At 44.2% G+C, this 17,816-nt stretch carries 16 protein-coding genes; 14 read left to right on the top strand and 2 right to left on the bottom strand.

The window, feature by feature from the left end; translation table 11 throughout:
• Window positions 1-88 precede the first annotated feature (88 nt).
• The 11 genes from NST73_RS16170 to NST73_RS16120 are packed head-to-tail and all read left to right on the top strand — an operon-like array spanning window position 89 to window position 12,219.
• Complete coding sequence (locus NST73_RS16170; RefSeq protein ID WP_342499213.1) at window positions 89-1,963, top strand: nucleoside-diphosphate sugar epimerase/dehydratase; 1,875 nt, start codon at window positions 89-91, stop codon at window positions 1,961-1,963.
• Window positions 1,929-3,068 carry a glycosyltransferase family 4 protein gene (locus tag NST73_RS16165; protein ID WP_342499212.1) on the top strand — a complete coding sequence of 380 codons (1,140 nt, stop codon included), beginning with the start codon at window positions 1,929-1,931 and terminating at the stop codon, window positions 3,066-3,068. The genes NST73_RS16170 and NST73_RS16165 overlap by 35 nt, the downstream gene beginning before the upstream one ends.
• 2 nt (window positions 3,069-3,070) lie before the next feature.
• Window positions 3,071-3,910: a glycosyltransferase gene (locus NST73_RS16160; RefSeq protein WP_342499211.1), complete on the top strand. Its 840-nt coding sequence runs from the start codon at window positions 3,071-3,073 to the stop codon at window positions 3,908-3,910.
• Complete coding sequence (locus NST73_RS16155) at window positions 3,903-5,033, top strand: glycosyltransferase family 1 protein (protein WP_144679162.1); 1,131 nt, start codon at window positions 3,903-3,905, stop codon at window positions 5,031-5,033. Before NST73_RS16160 ends, NST73_RS16155 begins: the two co-directional genes overlap by 8 nt.
• Before the next feature lie 14 nt (window positions 5,034-5,047).
• Complete coding sequence (locus NST73_RS16150; protein WP_024719852.1) at window positions 5,048-6,151, top strand: EpsG family protein; 1,104 nt, start codon at window positions 5,048-5,050, stop codon at window positions 6,149-6,151.
• A 27-nt stretch (window positions 6,152-6,178) separates the two neighbouring features.
• On the top strand, window positions 6,179-7,207 hold the full coding sequence (locus NST73_RS16145) for a glycosyltransferase (protein ID WP_025208004.1): 1,029 nt from the start codon (window positions 6,179-6,181) through the stop codon (window positions 7,205-7,207).
• Window positions 7,207-8,235 carry a polysaccharide pyruvyl transferase family protein gene (locus NST73_RS16140; RefSeq protein ID WP_342499210.1) on the top strand — a complete coding sequence of 343 codons (1,029 nt, stop codon included), beginning with the start codon at window positions 7,207-7,209 and terminating at the stop codon, window positions 8,233-8,235. Before NST73_RS16145 ends, NST73_RS16140 begins: the two co-directional genes overlap by 1 nt.
• Before the next feature lie 28 nt (window positions 8,236-8,263).
• Window positions 8,264-9,793, top strand: a complete 1,530-nt coding sequence (locus NST73_RS16135; protein ID WP_041507797.1) for an MATE family efflux transporter — start codon at window positions 8,264-8,266, stop codon at window positions 9,791-9,793.
• Window positions 9,794-9,813: 20 nt separating this feature from the next.
• Window positions 9,814-10,407, top strand: coding sequence for a sugar transferase (locus tag NST73_RS16130; protein WP_017359198.1), 594 nt, complete (start codon window positions 9,814-9,816; stop codon window positions 10,405-10,407).
• Window positions 10,370-11,059 carry an acetyltransferase gene (locus NST73_RS16125; protein WP_268430575.1) on the top strand — a complete coding sequence of 230 codons (690 nt, stop codon included), beginning with the start codon at window positions 10,370-10,372 and terminating at the stop codon, window positions 11,057-11,059. Before NST73_RS16130 ends, NST73_RS16125 begins: the two co-directional genes overlap by 38 nt.
• The gene (locus NST73_RS16120; protein WP_072368085.1) at window positions 11,056-12,219 is read left to right on the top strand and encodes a DegT/DnrJ/EryC1/StrS family aminotransferase; all 1,164 of its coding nucleotides are present in this window, start codon (window positions 11,056-11,058) and stop codon (window positions 12,217-12,219) included. Before NST73_RS16125 ends, NST73_RS16120 begins: the two co-directional genes overlap by 4 nt.
• 189 nt (window positions 12,220-12,408) lie before the next feature.
• On the opposite strand, the gene yvfG is transcribed toward NST73_RS16120, so the two are convergent.
• On the bottom strand, window positions 12,409-12,624 hold the full coding sequence (gene yvfG, locus NST73_RS16115) for a protein YvfG (RefSeq protein WP_017359206.1): 216 nt from the start codon (window positions 12,622-12,624) through the stop codon (window positions 12,409-12,411).
• Between the two features lie 70 nt (window positions 12,625-12,694).
• Here yvfG and rpoN point away from each other — a divergent pair, with 70 nt between their 5' ends.
• Window positions 12,695-13,993 (top strand): RNA polymerase factor sigma-54, encoded by a 1,299-nt coding sequence (gene rpoN, locus NST73_RS16110; RefSeq protein ID WP_073412745.1) that lies wholly within the window; start codon window positions 12,695-12,697, stop codon window positions 13,991-13,993.
• A gap of 173 nt (window positions 13,994-14,166) precedes the next feature.
• Window positions 14,167-14,904 carry a FadR/GntR family transcriptional regulator gene (locus NST73_RS16105; RefSeq protein WP_047945671.1) on the top strand — a complete coding sequence of 246 codons (738 nt, stop codon included), beginning with the start codon at window positions 14,167-14,169 and terminating at the stop codon, window positions 14,902-14,904.
• A gap of 27 nt (window positions 14,905-14,931) precedes the next feature.
• Here NST73_RS16105 and NST73_RS16100 read toward each other — a convergent pair whose 3' ends face one another.
• A complete protein-coding gene (locus NST73_RS16100; protein WP_082136021.1) occupies window positions 14,932-16,374 on the bottom strand; it encodes a sigma 54-interacting transcriptional regulator in 1,443 nt (480 codons plus the stop codon).
• A 209-nt stretch (window positions 16,375-16,583) separates the two neighbouring features.
• Between NST73_RS16100 and NST73_RS16095 the strand changes: the two genes are divergently transcribed.
• Entirely contained in the window at window positions 16,584-17,777 is a 1,194-nt protein-coding gene (locus tag NST73_RS16095; protein WP_045034035.1) for an ornithine--oxo-acid transaminase, read from the top strand.
• Window positions 17,778-17,816: the final 39 nt, after the last annotated feature.

The following is a 17,816-nucleotide window of genomic DNA, read 5'->3' as shown; positions in this document are numbered from 1 at the left end:
GATGCTCGTCATCGGTAGTGGGATGTGAGGACGGGTTTGATGCCCATTTTACGTAAGAATAGTGATGTTTTAAAAAGGGGGAGGAGCGTTGACTTACGCCCAAAGATTATCAATCATCGTGGCACTAGATTCATATCTCATCTTAGTTGCCGTCTTTTTTGGCTTTCAATTTGTCCAAGAGGCGGCGTTAACCGTATATACATTTGAAATGCTCGTCATTTCTTCGCTCAGTCTACTGATCGGGCACCATTTGTTTTCGTATATTTTTCACGTGTACAAGCAAGTATGGGCCTATACAGGGGTTAGAGAGCTATTTTCTTTAATGAAGACCTTTGCGTGTTCATTTTTATTTTCCATGACGATGCTGTACATTTTTGTGCAGACATGGCCATTTCGCTTTTTATTTATTGTCTGGCTTTTCCATGTGTTATTCATCGGTGCATCACGTATGGCATCCAGGCTGTTTCATGATGGTGCCAAGCGGTTTCAAGTTGAAAAGGAGCGGGCACTAATCATTGGCGCTGGATCAGCCGGGACCATTATCGTTCGTCAGCTTCAGCAGTCGAGTGATGTACATATTGAGCCGGTCGCTTTCATTGATGATGACAAAACAAAGCATAAGCTTGAAATTATGGGGCTGCCTGTTCTTGGGGGAAAAGAACATATTCAAACGGCTGTTGTGATGATGGATATTCAAAAAATCATTATCGCCATTCCATCCAAAAGCAGTCACACATTAAAAGGTCTATATAAGGAATGTGTAGCGACTGGAATCAAAACACAGATTATGCCGGAAATGGAACAGATTTTAAAAGGAACCCACGCGCTGAATCAATTGCGGGATGTACAGCCAGAGGATTTGCTTGGAAGAGAGCCGATTCAATTAGATACAAGCCGTCTATCCGTTCACCTAAAAGGAAAAACGATTATGGTGACAGGAGCTGGCGGGTCTATCGGGTCAGAAATCTGTCGTCAAATTTGTGTATTTTCCCCTCGGGCGATTGTGCTTGTGGGACATGGAGAATTTAGCATTCATTCTATTTTACTAGAGCTGAAAGAATTGTATGGAGACAGCATTAGCCTATATCCACAAATTGCGGATATTCAAGATAAACAAAAAATGAGTGAAATCGTTGGTCATTTTCAGCCGGATATGATTTATCATGCCGCCGCGCATAAACATGTCCCGCTCATGGAAATCAGCCCGAAAGAAGCGGTGAAAAACAATATTATCGGGACAAAAAATGTGGCAGAAGCTGCACATGAGCACGGAGTTGAAACATTTGTCCTCATCTCATCTGACAAAGCGGTCAACCCTGCCAATGTGATGGGAGCGACAAAGCGGTTTGCTGAAATGGTGATTATGCAAATGGGGGCAAGCAGTGAAACGAAATTTGTCGCCGTCCGGTTTGGGAATGTACTCGGAAGCAGGGGCAGTGTCATTCCGATCTTTAAAAAACAAATTGAAAAAGGCGGGCCAGTGACCGTCACGCACCCAGCCATGACAAGATATTTTATGACGATACCAGAAGCATCAAGGCTTGTTATTCAAGCTGGTGCACTAGCAGAAGGAAGGCAGATTTTTGTTTTAGACATGGGGGAGCCAGTCAAAATTGTCGACCTCGCAGAAAACCTCATTCACCTCTCAGGCTACACCACAGACCAGATTCCAATCACATTTACGGGGATTCGTCCCGGAGAGAAAATGTACGAGGAGTTACTCAACCAGCATGAAAAAGCACAGGAGCAAATTTTCCCGAAAATCCATATCGGGCATGCCTTGGATGGTGATCCGTATGTGCTGAACCGCTTTATTCACGAATTTAATATGATGAGTGACGATCAATTAAGACAGGCCTTGTTTGCCTCCATTGAGTCGCATGATGTATTGCCTGAACCGATGCAACGAGAGGAGGAGCCACTTGCTAATGAAGAAAAAAGTCTTGTTTTGCGCAACGGTTGATTATCATTTTAAGGCGTTCCATCTCCCGTATTTCAGATGGTTTCAGGAACAAGGATGGGAAGTGCATACAGCGGCAAATGGCCAGCTGGAGCTACCGTATGTGGATCAAGCGCATTCCATTCCGATTCAGCGTTCCCCTTTTCATTTGCACAACCGGCTTGCTTATGTGGAGCTGAAAAAGCTGTTAGAAAAAGAGCATTATCAGTTCATCCATTGTCACACACCGATGGGGAGTGTCATTGGCAGGCTAGCGGCCAAAGGGACGCGCAAAAAAGGGACGAAAGTTCTTTACACAGCGCATGGGTTTCACTTTTGGAAGGGGGCACCGCTTCAAAATTGGCTGCTTTATTATCCAGTTGAGAGATGGCTCGTTCAATATACGGATGCACTCATCACCATTAATGGAGAAGACTATGAAAGAGCCGATCGTCTGTCAAAAGAGAAGGCGGCTGTGCATTATGTTCCCGGTATGGGTGTCGATATGAAGCGATTTGCACCAGTTGATGACAAAGAAAAAGACCGCCTTCGTAAAGTATATGGTTTTACCACGCAAGATTTTATCGTGTTGTGTGCTGGTGAATTAAATGACAATAAAAATCAAGGAATGCTCATCGAAGCTTGCGCGCAGGTGTATCGGAATATACCACATGTGAAAATTGTATTTGCTGGAGAAGGGACAAGTCGGTCGTCCTATGAAAAGCTGGTCTGTCAGCTGAATCTTGAGGAACATGTACAGTTTGCGGGATTTTGCAAACACATCGAAGATTGGATGCATATGAGCGATGTATGTGTATCAACCAGCTTGAGAGAAGGACTTGGGATGAATCTTCTTGAAGCAATGTCAGCTGAAAAGCCGGTGATTGCAACAGAAAATAGAGGGCATTGTGAGCTCGTCAAACATGGAGTGAACGGCTTTTTAATCAAACCGAATGATGTGAATGGTTTAGCCGTTTATTTACAACAGCTCTACCATAAAAAGGACCAGCTTCACCTAATGGGGAAAGCGGGACGTTCTATGGCTCACGCATTTGCACAGGAGCAGACGGTAAGTGCAATGGAGGAAATTTACACAACGTATATGGACCAAAAAGAGAAGGTGATGTGAGCATGCGTCAGCCGAAAGTATCGATTATCATGGGTGTTTACAATTGCCAAGAGACAGTAGAAGAAAGCATTGAATCGATTCTCCGTCAAACCTATGAAAACTGGGAGCTCATCATATGTGATGATGCATCAACAGATGGCACCTATGAAAAAGTGCTGCACTATACCATGCGTGATCCAGATAGAATTCGCCTCATTCAAAACGAACACAATCAAAGACTTGCCGCCAGTTTAAATCGTTGTCTCACTGAAGTGAATGGAGAACTGATTGCAAGACAGGATGGCGACGATATATCAGTGTCTACACGATTAGAAAAACAGGTTCATTTCCTCGAAGCACATCCAGAATATGATGTGGTTGGGACGGCGATGACGGTGTTTGATGAGTCAGGGACGAAGGGCGTTCGAGCCCTTGTCTCAGAGCCTGATCGAAAGGTGCTAGCAAGAGGAACGCCTTTTTGTCATGGGACGATTATGATGAGAGCGTCTGCCTACAAAGCTTTAAATGGCTATCGTTCTGTAAAAACAACTAGACGGATGGAAGATATCGATCTTTGGATTCGTTTTTTTGCTGCGGGGAGAAAAGGCTTTAATTTGCAAGAGCCCTTATACCTTGTAAGGGAGGATGAAGCGGCCTTTCAGCGCCGGAAATTCCGATATTCAATGGACAATGCCTGGCTTGTGTTAAAAGCATGCAAGCAATTAAAATTGTCGCCGTTTGATTATCTCTTTGCACTTAAGCCGGTCATCCGTGCCTGTATGTCACCAAAGATCATGAGGTTTTATCATCAGCGGAAACTTGGAGGATCTATGGTGAAAAGGAGGACGATTCGGGATGAGTGAGCCAAAGCGTGTACTTCATGTTGTGGGCGGAATGAACAGAGGCGGAGCAGAAACGATGATCATGAATATCTATCGTGCAATCGACCGGAATGTTCTTCAATTTGATTTCATTACCCACCGGGAGGATGTCTGTGATTACGATGAGGAAATTCGTCAGCTTGGCGGGCGGATTTTTTATGTCCCAAGTATTGGAGCGTCCTCTCCATGGACGTTTGTCAAAACGTTGACGAAGACGATCAAGCAAACGGGACCTTATCAGGCGGTGCATGCACATACAGATTTTCAAACGGGCTTTTCTGCCCTTGCTGCGAAACTGGCAGGTGTGAAGATACGCATTTGCCATTCACATAATACGGCTTGGAAACAGTCTCCTAGCCGGGTCGATCATTTGATGCTCAAAGGGTTTCGTCAGCTGATCTTTGCCTTTTCTACGCAGCTTGTTGCATGCGGTGAAGATGCCGGTGTCTTTTTATTTGGGCAAAAAAGAATGCACGATGGACGAGTGGACATTTTACCAAATGGGATTGATTTGGACCTTTTTTTTCAGTTGGAGCCAGAAGCGAAGGTGAAGATGAAAAAAGACCTCCATCTTCACGAGAGAAAACTGATCATTGGACATATTGGCCGATTTCATGAGCAGAAAAACCATGTTTTTTTCATTGAATTAGCGCAGACACTGAAAAAACAAGGGGTCTCCTTTCAGCTAGTTCTCATAGGAGATGGGCCGCTCCGGCCAGTGGTTGAATCGTATGCAGTGAAAGCAGGATTAATGGAAGACATTGTGTTTACGGGCGTTGTCTCAGAGGTTCCGCAGTATATGAAAGCATTTGATGTGTTTGTGATGCCGTCTTTGTTTGAAGGTCTTCCTCTCGTATTAGTGGAAGCGCAGGCATCTGGACTCCCATGTGTGATTTCAGATCATATCACAAAGGAAGTCGATTTAGGCTGTGGGCTTGTGAAACGGAAATCCTTGCAAGATTCAGCACATGAGTGGATGAAAGCCATACTAGAAGCCTACCATGCAGACCCTCCTCTTCAGGAGACGATTATTTCTCAGCTTGGCCTTAGAGGATTTGATGTAAAACAGAACATCACCCGTGTGATGAATGTGTATGGATTGTAAGGAAGGATTGGCAGATGGCGGTTTATTTGGTGAACATGATCATGGTCTATTTATGGTCGAGCTTTGCTGCATTTTATGGCAGACGTGATGATACCATACAAAGCGGCTGGCGGCCGAACAAGCTTCTGGTGTTTTTTCCATTTTTATTTCTTTGTATTGTGGCGGGCATACGCTACAAAGTAGGAACTGATTTTGTAACCTATGGACAAATGTATGAGTTCTCCGTCAACTATGACAAGCCTTGGCATATTTTCGGATTCGGTGTAGACAAGGCCGCCACTGATCCGGGCTTTACATTGATCTTATGGATGCTCAATCAACTATCACATGAGCCGCAAATCATGTATATCACAGTTGGGATCATCACCTATTTTTTTATTATCAAAACACTTGTGCGATATGGACGGCCATTTGAGCTTAGTATGCTGCTATTTCTCGGCACATTTCATTATTACGCTTCGTTTAATGGCATGCGGCAGTATATGGTGGCAGCGATTCTTTTTTATGCCATCCAGTTTGTCATCAAAGGTCAGTGGAAATGGTATTTTCCGCTCGTACTTGTATGCGCGCTATTTCATTCCTCGGCACTCATTATGATTCCAGTCTATTTCATCGTCAGAACAAAGGCGTGGTCTTGGATGATGCTTGTGTTATGTATGATTTTTCTAGGCTTAACCGCTCTGTATGACCGCTTTGTCTCCGTGTTTGTGGTGATGCTGCAAGGGAGTTCTTATGGTCATTACGAGGAGTGGCTGACAACGAATACGAATGGAATGAATGTGACGAAAATTGGTGTCTTGATTTTGCCGTTATTGCTTGCGTTCTTTTGTCGAAAACGACTTCGTGAGCTGACGCCAGAGAGTGATTATATTGTGAATTTTTGCTTGCTTGGATTTTTGTTTGGCATCCTTGCAACGAAGGATGTCATTTATGCAAGATTTCATATTTACTTTGGTCTGTATCAGCTCATTTTACTGCCTTATTTCACACGGATTTTTGATCAGCGAACCAATTTCTTTATGTATATCGGAATTGCGGTTTGCTATATTTTGTACAGCATCATGCTGATGCCGTTTGATTCTTCTGTTTTACCGTACCGAACGATTTTTACAAAGTAGATTTGAAGAAAGGTGGGGCTTGCTGTCATGCCAGCTATCAGTCTATTGGTCGCAGTCTATAACACTAGTCAATATGTGGAGCAGTGTCTTCAATCGATTGCAGACCAAAGCTTTTCAGATATAGAGGTCATCCTCATTAACGATGGATCTACCGATCACAGTGGAGACATCCTTGAAGCGTTTGCTGCGCGTGATGAGCGATTTCGGGTGATTCACCAAACCAATCAAGGGCTGGGAGCGGTGAGGAACAGGGGCATAGAAGAAGCAACAGGAACGTATCTTGCCTTTGTTGATTCAGACGATGTTCTCGCTCCTCAATACTGTGAGGCTTTATATCAAGAAGCCGAAAACACCGGTGCCGATCTTGTTGTCAGTGAATATTGGATTCAGTTTGAACAGTCAAAACGGATCATACCGACGACGCTGTTAGCTCAGCAGGAAGCCGATAAGACAAGTTTAATAGAATCGTTATTACATGGTGAGATCACGGGATTCTCATGGAATAAGCTGTATCGGCGGGCGTTTATCGAAAAGCATCATATCCGTTTTCCGTTGAGAGGTGAGCTTGAGAATATTGAAGATCAATATGTCACGCTGCGCTGTTTTTCTTTATCACGTGTCATTGCCTTTGTTCATGAGCCGCTTTATTATTACCGGGTTCATTTGTCATCCATTGTCCAGCGATATCAAAAGCAGTATTTTCAGCATGGACTGGCGTTTTATGACGCGCAGCGTTTGTTTTTAAAAGAGCATGATGAGCTGACACCATATGAGAAGGCTTTTTATTTTTTTATCGTGAATCATACGCTGCATTGTATGCTCAATGAATGGAAGAGCCAAAATTCCCTTTCCTTTCAAAAAAAGCTTGGTCATATGCGTGAAATGGTGACACATGAAGCTTTTCAGAAGGCTGTGAAACAAGTGGAACCATCGAAGCTGACTGTGCGAAAGCGAATGATCTTATTCCTTGCTAGGATGCAGTGGGTGTATCCGCTCTCTGCCGCAGCATCAAGCTATCAAAAATGGATTGAATATCAAACGAGAAAATCGGGGTGATGAGTGTGACATTGCAGCAATTAAAAGCACATGCCGCAGAGTGGCTGCTCTTAAAGGTCAAGTATCCACTTCAATATAGGTTGAGCCGCCAAAGACTGCCAGAGCTGCGTCATCAGAAAAAAATCATTCTCACGCTGCTACCGGCACATGACAACTTAGGTGATCACGCGATTGCCTATGCCAGCTGCTGTTTTCTACAAAAGCACTTTCCAGACTATCAAATCATAGAAGTAGACATGCAGGAGATGTATCGTCTAGCACGTCCGCTGAAGCACGCACGGCACCCAGAGGACATTGTCTGTATCATCGGCGGGGGCAACATGGGCGATTTATATCGATATGAAGAATGGACAAGACAATTTATCATGAACGCCTTTAAGTCTTATCCCGTCATTCAGCTGCCCGCTACTGCTCATTTTACAGAAACAAAGAGAGGGAAAAGAGAAGAACGCCGCGCTATTCAAGCATATCAGCAACACCCGAGGCTTCTCTTGATGGCAAGAGATCAAACCACCTATCAATGGATGAAGCAGCATTTTCCTAATAAAGAGGTGTGGAAACAGCCTGATATGGTCCTGACATTAGACGAAACATCAAAGAGTCAAACCCGTAAAGGTGTGCTACTTTGTCTGCGTGAGGATAAGGAGGCGTATCTCACGAAAGAGAAACGAGAACAACTGCAGGAGCATATCAAAGAAACGTATGATCAAGTTGGTTTTATCACAACGACCATTGGTAAGCGAGTGAATCGAACGACTCGTTTAGAGGAATTATCCACGTTATGGACGCAGTTGAGTCAGGCACAAGTCGTCGTGACAGATCGACTGCATGGCATGATCTTTTGTGCGATCACACATACACCGTGTGTTGTCATCAGGTCGTTTGATCATAAAGTCATGGAAGGATATGAATGGGTAGCGCACTTGCCGTTTATGACCCTTTTGAAGGAACCAACGGAGGAAGCGGTGAAAAAGGCCATTCATCAGCATATGAAAACAAGCGGACAAAAGGGAGAGGAAGTTGGATGAAGGCCCTTAAACACTGCGTGAAATCACCATGAACCGTGCGTTTCTTTACAATGTCAGTGCAAATGTGATGACGTTTTTCTTGATGATGCTGATGTCTGTTTGTTTAACGCCTTACATTGTTCATACACTTGGAGTGGAAGCGTTTGGTCTGATTCATCTGACGCAAAATATGATCAATTATTTATCGGTCATTACGGCTTCATTAAGTGCTGTGGTGGTGCGTTTTTTTTCTGTTGCGGCTCATAAAGGAGAGATGGAACAAGCGCAGCGCTATCTCGCTTCCTATTTTGTCAGTTCTCTTTTTTTATCCATCTGTCTTTTTTTACTTTGTCTATTCATGTCTCAGCAGCTGGTTGACTGGCTCCATGTGCCTGCTCATCTTGCAAAAGATACACAGATCGCCTTTGTGTTAGGGGGTCTTTTATTTATGCTCAATTTCGTCATGTCTGGTATTGGGGCGGCACCGTTTTATGCGAACAAATTATATGTATCGAGTGTTGGACAGGCCATTCAGATGTTTGGCAGGGCGCTTGTGATTGTGCTGTTATTTACCGTGACGACACCAGCCATTTGGCATATTCCGCTTGCAGCCGTTATGGGGAGTTTCGCCGCTTTGGGAATGGGTCTCTATTATTTTAAGAAACTCATTCCTTGGTTTTCGTTTAAGTGGCGGTACGTTTCTTTATCTTCAAGTCTCACGCTGGTTCGATCAGGGGTGTGGCATTCATTTGAGCAAATGGGCATTTTGTTGTTTTTACAAATCGATTTATTGATGACCAACTTACTGATTGGGGCAGAAGCGACTGGACAGTATGCCGCCATTTTACAATTTCCATTATTATTGCGCACCCTTGCAGGGACACTTGCGGTTGTGTTTGCGCCAACGATCACAAAATTATATTCAAATCAAGACGAGCAGGGGCTCATTCAATACGCCGCCAATGCCATGAAATGGAGTGGTTTATTTGTGGCATTCCCCGCAGCTCTGTTAGGAGGTCTTGCCGGTCCGCTCATGCTGTTATGGCTTGGACCAGCCTTTGAGGAACTGAAATGGCTGCTGATGATTCATGCGGCTTATTTGTGTTTCACGTTGATGTTTTTACCGCTGACCTATGTACCGACTGCCTTTAACCGATTTAAAGTGCCGGCGGTTGTGACACTCATATTAGGCGGTTCCAATGTCCTGTTAGCCTATGGACTGACTCACCTACTTCAGCTTGGGTTATATGGCATTGCATCAGCAGGGGCCGTTGTTTTATTGATGAAAAATATCGTCTTTCTCCCATTGTATACAGCCAAGATCACGAAACAGAAAAGTACCATCTTTTACAAACATACAGTCGTTCCGCTGTTTGGGGCTCTGTTTATATGGGGGATCTGTGCCGGCATTCAGGCTGTGTATGATGTGACGAGATGGTGGGAGCTATTTTGTATTGGCGGAATATGTTTCGTTCTCTACTTAGGCTATTTGTATCAATTTGCAGGAACAAAACAAGAGCGGATACAGCTCATGCGTAAGGTGAAACAAGCTGCTATTGAACGCTCTGTCTCTCGCTAGTGTGGAAAGGAGAAGCAATGATGAAAAGAATAATAGATGTGGTCGTGGCTTTGACCCTGCTCATCGCAGGCAGCCCCCTTTTCCTTCTCATCTATGGACTCATTCGGTGGAAAATCGGAGCTCCTGTGGTGTTTCGACAAGAACGGCCTGGTCTGTACGGACAGCCGTTTATGCTTTATAAATTTCGGACGATGACCGAGGAACGCGATGAACATGGCGTACTGCTTCCAGACCATCTTCGATTAACAAAAACCGGCGCCTTTATTCGTAAGCTCAGTCTTGATGAATTGCCGCAGCTTGTCAATGTACTCAAAGGGGAAATCAGTCTCGTTGGACCAAGACCGCTTTTAATGGAGTATTTACAAATGTACACAGAGGAGCAAGCGAAGCGTCATCTTGTGAAGCCTGGTATCACTGGATGGGCCCAGGTGAATGGGAGGAATACTCTCTCTTGGGAGGAGAAATTCACCTATGACCTCTGGTATGTAGAGCACCAATCGTTTTGGCTCGATATGAAAATCTTATGGATGACCTTGCTGAAAGTCATCAAAACAGAAGGGGTGCAGCAGCCAAATCATGCAACAGCTGAAAAATTCAAAGGAACCGATACGTAAAGAGCAGCCCATTGGCTTAATAGGGGCTGGCGGACACAGTAAGGTCATTCAGGAGTTGATTTTTTTGCATCCTGATTACTCATTGTGTGCTGTATTAGACGATCGATTTGAGGAGGCTGACACTCGAACCGGCATTCTGTATGGTCCGGTTTCTATGAGTCAAAAGGTAAGAGATGAAATACCTGATATGCAATGGCTGATTGCCATTGGGCAAAACGAAATCAGACAGAGGATCAAAGAACGTCTCGCATTTGAAGAGAGGGCATTTGCCACACTGATTCATCCAGAGGCAGTTGTGAGCTCGTCAACGAAGGTTGGCCGAGGAACGGTTGTGATGGCAAGGGCTGTTGTGCAAGCAGATGCAGTAATTGGTGAGCATGCCATTATCAACACCGGTTCTATCGTGGAGCATGACTGCTTTCTCGAATCCTTTACGCACCTTTCTCCGGGAGCCGTGCTCACCGGCTGTGTCTCTGTGCGAGAGGGTGCTCATATTGGAGCTGGGGCTGCTGTCATACCTGGCAGAACCATTGGAAGCTGGGCAGTGATCGGCGCAGGAGCGGCAGTGACCCGAGATATACATGATCAGAAAGTCGCCGTAGGCGTTCCTGCAATTGAGATCAAAGATCGAAGAGAAGGTGGGAAATCATGAGAGACAGGAAACGAATCTACTTATCTCCTCCTCATATGAGTGGAAAAGAACAGAAGAAAATAGAGGAGGCATTTAAAAGCAATTGGATTGCACCATTAGGACCGCTTGTAAATGAATTTGAGCAAGTGGTCGCGGATTATGCAGGGGTGAAGAGGGGCGCAGCATTATCTTCTGGGACAGCAGCCATTCACCTTGCTTTAAAACTCATTGGCGTTCAAAAGGGAGATATGGTCTTTTGTTCCACTCTCACATTTGTTGCCAGTGCAAATCCTATTTTATATGAACAAGCGACGCCTGTTTTTATTGATTCAGAAAAAGAGACATGGAATATGTGTCCGCTGGCGTTAGAGAAAGCCTTCGCTGAAACAAAACGACTTGGGAAAAGACCCCGTGCGGTTATTGTCGTTCATTTATACGGACAAAGTGCGAAAATGGATGAAATCATAGCGGTGTGTGAGGCATATGATGTGCCAATCATTGAAGATGCGGCTGAATCGTTAGGCAGTATATATAAAGGAAGAAAAAGCGGTTCAATGGGCAGGTTCGGTGTGTACTCTTTTAACGGAAATAAAATCATTACAACATCAGGAGGCGGAATGCTTGTCAGTGATGATGAAGCAGCCATCGACCGCTGCCGATTTCTCGCGTCACAGGCAAGAGAACATGCCCTACACTATGAACATCAAGAGGAGGGATATAACTATCGGATGAGCAACCTGCTCGCAGGTGTAGGAATTGCACAAATGGAAGTGTTAGAGGAGCGTGTTCAGCAAAAACGCCGCATTTTCGAGCGTTATCAAGATGCTTTAGCCGATATTGAAGGCCTTCAATTTATGCCAGAATATCAAGAAACTACATCAAACCGCTGGCTGACCACATTCACCATTGATCATCATGTACAGATGTCTCCAGTAGAGATGATAGATGCTTTAGAACAAAAGCAGATCGAAGCAAGGCGTGTATGGAAGCCACTGCATCAGCAGCCGCTCTTTCATGGTTGTCCTTTTTATACAACAGCCGATGAAGTCCCTGCATCTGAGTTGTTATTTGAGACAGGTCTTTGCCTGCCATCTGGTACAAGCATGACAGACGCGGAACAGGAGCTTGTCATTGATACATTGCACAGCGCCCTGCAAAAGAAAGCATTATCCTCCACATAGGCTGCTCGTTCATCAGCAGCCTGCCTCTCTTTTTATCAATCCCTTATTTTATGGAATCATCATGACCTATGGCTTACTGTAGGGCGGTCCGGCTTTTTGATGATGTACAAATCGAAGCTGGATCAAAAGCTTTTCCTGCATGAAAAACACCCTTTGCAATCATGAGAAAGGGTGTTGTTTTTCGTCCATTTATTCGCTTTCTTTTTTCACCTTTTGGTACGCTTCATCGAGATGCTGAATTCGCTTCAAGACAACAGCATTTTTCGTCAATTGGTCCTGCACAAGTGTAGAAACCACCGAACGATAATAAGCGTTCATGGCATGAATCTTATCTTCATGTTGATTCATGGCAATGTGCTGTTTTAAGTTGTCGATAAAGTATGGAACGGAAAAAAGTTCAGACATGGAAATCACTCCTATTTCGTATATACGGTCCGTCAATCTTCATGTAAAATGATGAGAGGGAGGGGAGACAATGAGCCTTAAACTGCAACAAGAACTAGTATTAAAGCAGGTACTCACGCAAGAACTCAGGCAGGCGATTACGCTGCTGCAATTGAATTGTGCAGAGTTGGGTGAGTATCTTGATCAGTTAGCGCTTGAGAACCCTCTGATTGAGCGGAAAGACACGGACAGCTATCAACCAGTTTATCATAAAAGAACGCAAGATCGAATGACAGAGCCGTATCGTACGCATCAAAAAGAAAGCCTGCAAATGTATTTAAAGAGACAGGCCATTGATTTGAATTTAAGTGAAAAGAATCAAAGGATTTTTCAATTCATGATTGAGTCCATTGATTCCAATGGCTATTTAAATGAACCGGTTGACCAAATGGCCGCTGTTTTACAGGCTTCGGCAGAAGAAGTAGAGGCCGTTCTTCATCAGCTTCAATCATTAGAGCCTGCCGGTATTGGCGCTAGATCATTGCAAGAATGCATCCTGCTCCAGCTTAGACGAAAAAAGGATCGCTGGTATGAAGCAGAGCTGATCATCGAAGGGCATTTCTTTCTTTTCGCAAGGAAGGCTTGGAAGGAAATCGCAGCTAAAACAGGTATGCCGTTGAAAACCCTGCAAACCATACAAGATGAGGTGTCGCTTCTCGAACCAAGACCAGGCCTTCATTTCTCTTATGAAGACCAGGATGTGTATATAGAACCAGATGTGTTGATTACAGCTGCGGGAGGTCACATCACATTCGAGCTGAACCAGCGTGCTTTTCCGGACATTGAAATGAATGAAGGGTATTTCGCCATGATTCAAGATCAAAAGCGGCATGAAGCATATGCATATTTAAAGGAAAAGCATCAGCAGTACAATTGGCTTGTTCAAGCGCTGAAGCAGAGAAAACAAACGATGACAAATGTCGTTCGTGAGATTATCTTACAACAGACTGATTTTTTCCTGACCGGGAAGCATAAAATGAAACCGCTTACGATGAAGCGGGTTGCAGATAAATTACAAGTGCATGAGTCGACAGTGAGTCGAACAGTCAAAGGGAAAATGGTGCAGACCCCTTATGGGTTAATGGAAATGAAACAGTTTTTCCAAGCGAAACTAGAAGGGCATTCGCTCGAAGAAGCATCCAGCTACACAGTGAAGACCCACATTGCAGAGCTGATTCAATCAGAAAATAAGAAAAAACCGTATTCGGATCAGCAAATCATGACGCAGCTTCAGCAAACCTTTGGTATCCGCGTCTCTCGCAGAACCATTGCCAAATATCGTGAACAAATGAACCTTCCGTCTTCCACGCTGCGGAAGCGATATGATTAAAAAGAAGCACATGCCAGAAACAATGGCACGTGCTTCTTTTTTGATGAGTGAAAGAGTGATAGAAGATTTCTTGAGAATTGAAAAAAGGGAAGACGTGTGATCTGAATTTTGGGGTAAAGTATAAGATAGGGCATGAGGCGATAGGGTAGACAACAGTGATGAGGTGAGACCAATTGAAATATAAACAAATCAAAACGAAAAAAATATATGAAGAAATTGCGGACGCATTAGTCGAATCCATTCGAACGGGGGAGCTTCTTCCGGGCGAAAAATTAGACTCGGTTCAAGCACTTTCTGAAAACTTTCAAGTCAGCCGTTCCGCTGTGAGAGAGGCGCTGTCCGCTCTGAAAGCGATCGGATTAATAGAGATGAAGCAAGGAGAAGGCACATATGTGAAGCAGTTCGATCCTGAGCAGCTCACATTTTGTTTATCTCCTGCTTTTTTGATGAAGCAGCAGGATATCGTGCAGCTTCTAGAAGTGAGATCAATCATTGAATCAGGTGCTGTCAAAAAGGCAGCATTGCTGCGGACAGACGAGGACCTCCATCGACTGCATGAGGCACTTGAACAAATGAAGCGTGCAGAAGCGCATAAAGAAATTGGTGAAGAGGCAGACCTTACATTTCATCTTGCCATCGCTAAAGCCTCAAAGAATCATTTACTGGCGGCGTTAATGAATCAGGTCTCATCCTTATTAATTGAAACGATGCGGGAAACGAGAAAAATCGTGTTATTTTCAAGAAAAGCGTCCATACGTCAGCTTTACAAAGACCATGAACGTATTTATCAAGCTGTCATGGACAAGCAGCCAGAAGAAGCGGAGAGGGCGATGCTTACACATTTGGAAAAAGTAGAACAACTTCTTGGTGATGTGCTGCAAGAACAGGAAGGAAAGCCAGATATTCAATAAGCTGTGCCGAAAAACGGCACAGCTCTATTATTGAAGAGAAATATGCAATTTTTTCATTCGATATTGCAGACTTTGCCTGCTCATGCCCAATATCTTTGCAGTCTGTGAAATATTGTCGTCCATTTTATTTAAGTAATGGACGATGTATTGTTTTTCAAATCGTTCCATTTGGGTTTGGAAATCAGTTGTATGATCTGAGCTCGTGTAGACAAACGTATCAGTTGCAGCTGATAGATTAAGCGGACTCATCTGCATGTGTTCACTAGGACGTCCTTCTCCTTGCTTGAAACGGAAATGGTAAGGAAGGTGATGCATGCTTAAGTATGTTTCGTCCATCATCATATTCATCCCAGCTTCAATCACATGCTCCAGTTCTCTTACATTGCCCGGCCAATGATACGTTTGGAACAGGGCAAGTACCTCTTCATCAGCCGCCTTCACATTCATTTGAAACAGTTCATTATATTTTTGAATAAAATGCATGACAAATGTGGGGATGTCTTCTTTTCGCTCAGAGAGTGGCGGGATAAACAAGGTGACAATGCCAAGCCGGTAAAATAAATCCTTTCGCATTCGTCCACCTGCGATCGCATCCACAGGGTCCTCATTCATATTAGCAATCACTCTCACATCAATGGCGATTTCCTTTGTACTGCCTAACCTTCTCACACGTTTCTCTTGCAAGACGCGCAATAGTTTTGCTTGAAGAGCTGGGTGTAATGAGTTGATCTCATCTAAAAGCAGTGTACCTCCTTGTGCTTGTTCGAATAGACCGGGCTGATCTGTTGCCCCTGTAAAAGCCCCTTTTTGTGTTCCAAAAAGCAGACTTTCAATGAGGTTATCAGGCAGTGCTGCGCAATTCTGCGTAATAAATGGTCCAGATGAACGGCTGCTGCCATTATGAATGCTTTGTGCAAATAGCTCTTTCCCCGTCCCTGTCTCACCAACAATCAGCACATAAGAAGAGGTACGTGTGGCTCGTTTCGCATGTTCAATCACTTCTAAAAAGGCAGGACTCTCCCCAATGATTGAATCAAATGTAAAGCGTGTGTTTCCTTTTTTCTTCATATTGTGATGAATGAGCCGTTCCAGTTTCGTGACATCATTCGAAATTTCAACCGCCCCTTGAATCAAACCGTCTCGAACGAGCGGGTATGTATGGTTAATCGTTGTGATTTCTTTTCCATTGTAGTTGTGATACGTCTGCTTTGCATGAACCGTCTGTTTCCCGGTTCGCAGCGCTTGGACAAGTGTACTGTGCATCTCATCCTGAAACACAAAGAGGTCTAAGACATTTTTATAAAGGACATCAGAACGTTTTAAAGATTCGATCTCCATCATTTTTTTGTTATAAACAATGGTATTACCATTTTCATCAATGGCGTGAACCCCAACATCAATTAAATCGAGCATTTGTTTATATAGATCAATCTCATTTTCAAGCTTTGCGGTATGCTGATCTTTTTTCACTTGCGCCACCTCCAGACATTACCTCTATTTTACATGAAAAATTTTGCTGTTTCCTCTAAAAAAATTTGCATATGCAAAATTATTTTGCGTTAAAGATGAGAACAATCCTAGGCACAGAGCGATCACTAAGTTGGCATGATCCTTGCATAACATAAGAGTGAAGATGAACCCAATCAAAAGAGGCAAGCTTATAGAAGGAGGAATACACGATGACACAGACAAAAGCATTGATTCATCAAACAGAACAATACGGTGCGGCGAACTATCATCCGTTGCCAATTGTGATTTCAGAGGCTGAGGGAGTGTGGGTGACTGATCCTGAGGGCAACCGCTACATGGATATGCTCAGTGCATATTCTGCAGTGAACCAAGGACATCGCCATCCCCGCATTATTGAAGCGCTTAAAACACAAGCTGACCGCGTGACACTTACATCAAGGGCCTTCCATAATGATCAGCTTGGCCCATGGTATGAGAAGATTTGCAAATTAACGAATAAAGAGATGGCATTGCCGATGAATACGGGTGCTGAGGCTGTGGAAACGGCGATAAAGGCAGCGAGACGATGGGGCTATGATGTCAAGGGGATCGAAGAGAATCGCGCAGAAATCATTGCATGTACCGGGAATTTTCATGGTCGCACAATGACGGCTGTGTCACTGTCTTCGGAAGCAGAATATCAAAGAGGTTTCGGTCCGATGCTTCCAGGCATAAAGCTCATCCCTTATGGAGATATTGAGGCGTTACGCGAAGCGATCACTCCGCAAACAGCGGCTTTTCTCTTTGAACCGATTCAAGGAGAAGCGGGCATTGTCATGCCGCCTGAGGGCTTTATAAAAGAGGCAAAAGCGATCTGTGAGAAGGAACATGTGTTATTGATCGCAGATGAAATTCAAGTGGGATTAGCGCGGACCGGCAAGATGTTTGCATGCGACTGGGAAGACATTGAGCCGGATATGCTGATTCTTGGTAAAGCACTTGGCGGTGGGGTATTCCCGATCTCATGTGTTGTCGCAAACCGTGATATTTTAGGTGTGTTTAATCCAGGGTCTCACGGGTCTACCTTCGGCGGGAATCCTCTTGCGTGCGCAGTATCACTTGCTGCACTAGATGTTTTAATCGACGAGAAGCTTGCCGAGCGCTCATTGGAGCTTGGGCAATATTTCAAAGACAAACTATCACGCATTCAAAGTCCTGTGATTAAGGAAGTACGCGGGCGTGGACTATTTATTGGGATGGAACTGACTGAGGCAGCTAGACCTTATTGTGAGAAGCTCAAGCAAGCAGGGCTGTTATGCAAAGAAACCCATGAGACAGTGATTCGATTTGCACCGCCGCTTACCATTTCAAAAGAAGACTTGGATTGGGCAATTGCTCATATCCAAGCGTTATTTCAAGCATAAATGATCAAGGGAGAAGCCTTCAAATTCTCCCTTTCTCTT

Source organism: Bacillus sp. FSL W7-1034, assembly GCF_038593365.1.
Taxonomy (GTDB): domain Bacteria; phylum Bacillota; class Bacilli; order Bacillales; family Bacillaceae; genus Bacillus; species Bacillus altitudinis.
Note: the sequence above shows the minus strand (reverse complement) of the source record. Positions and strands in the feature narration are given on the sequence as shown.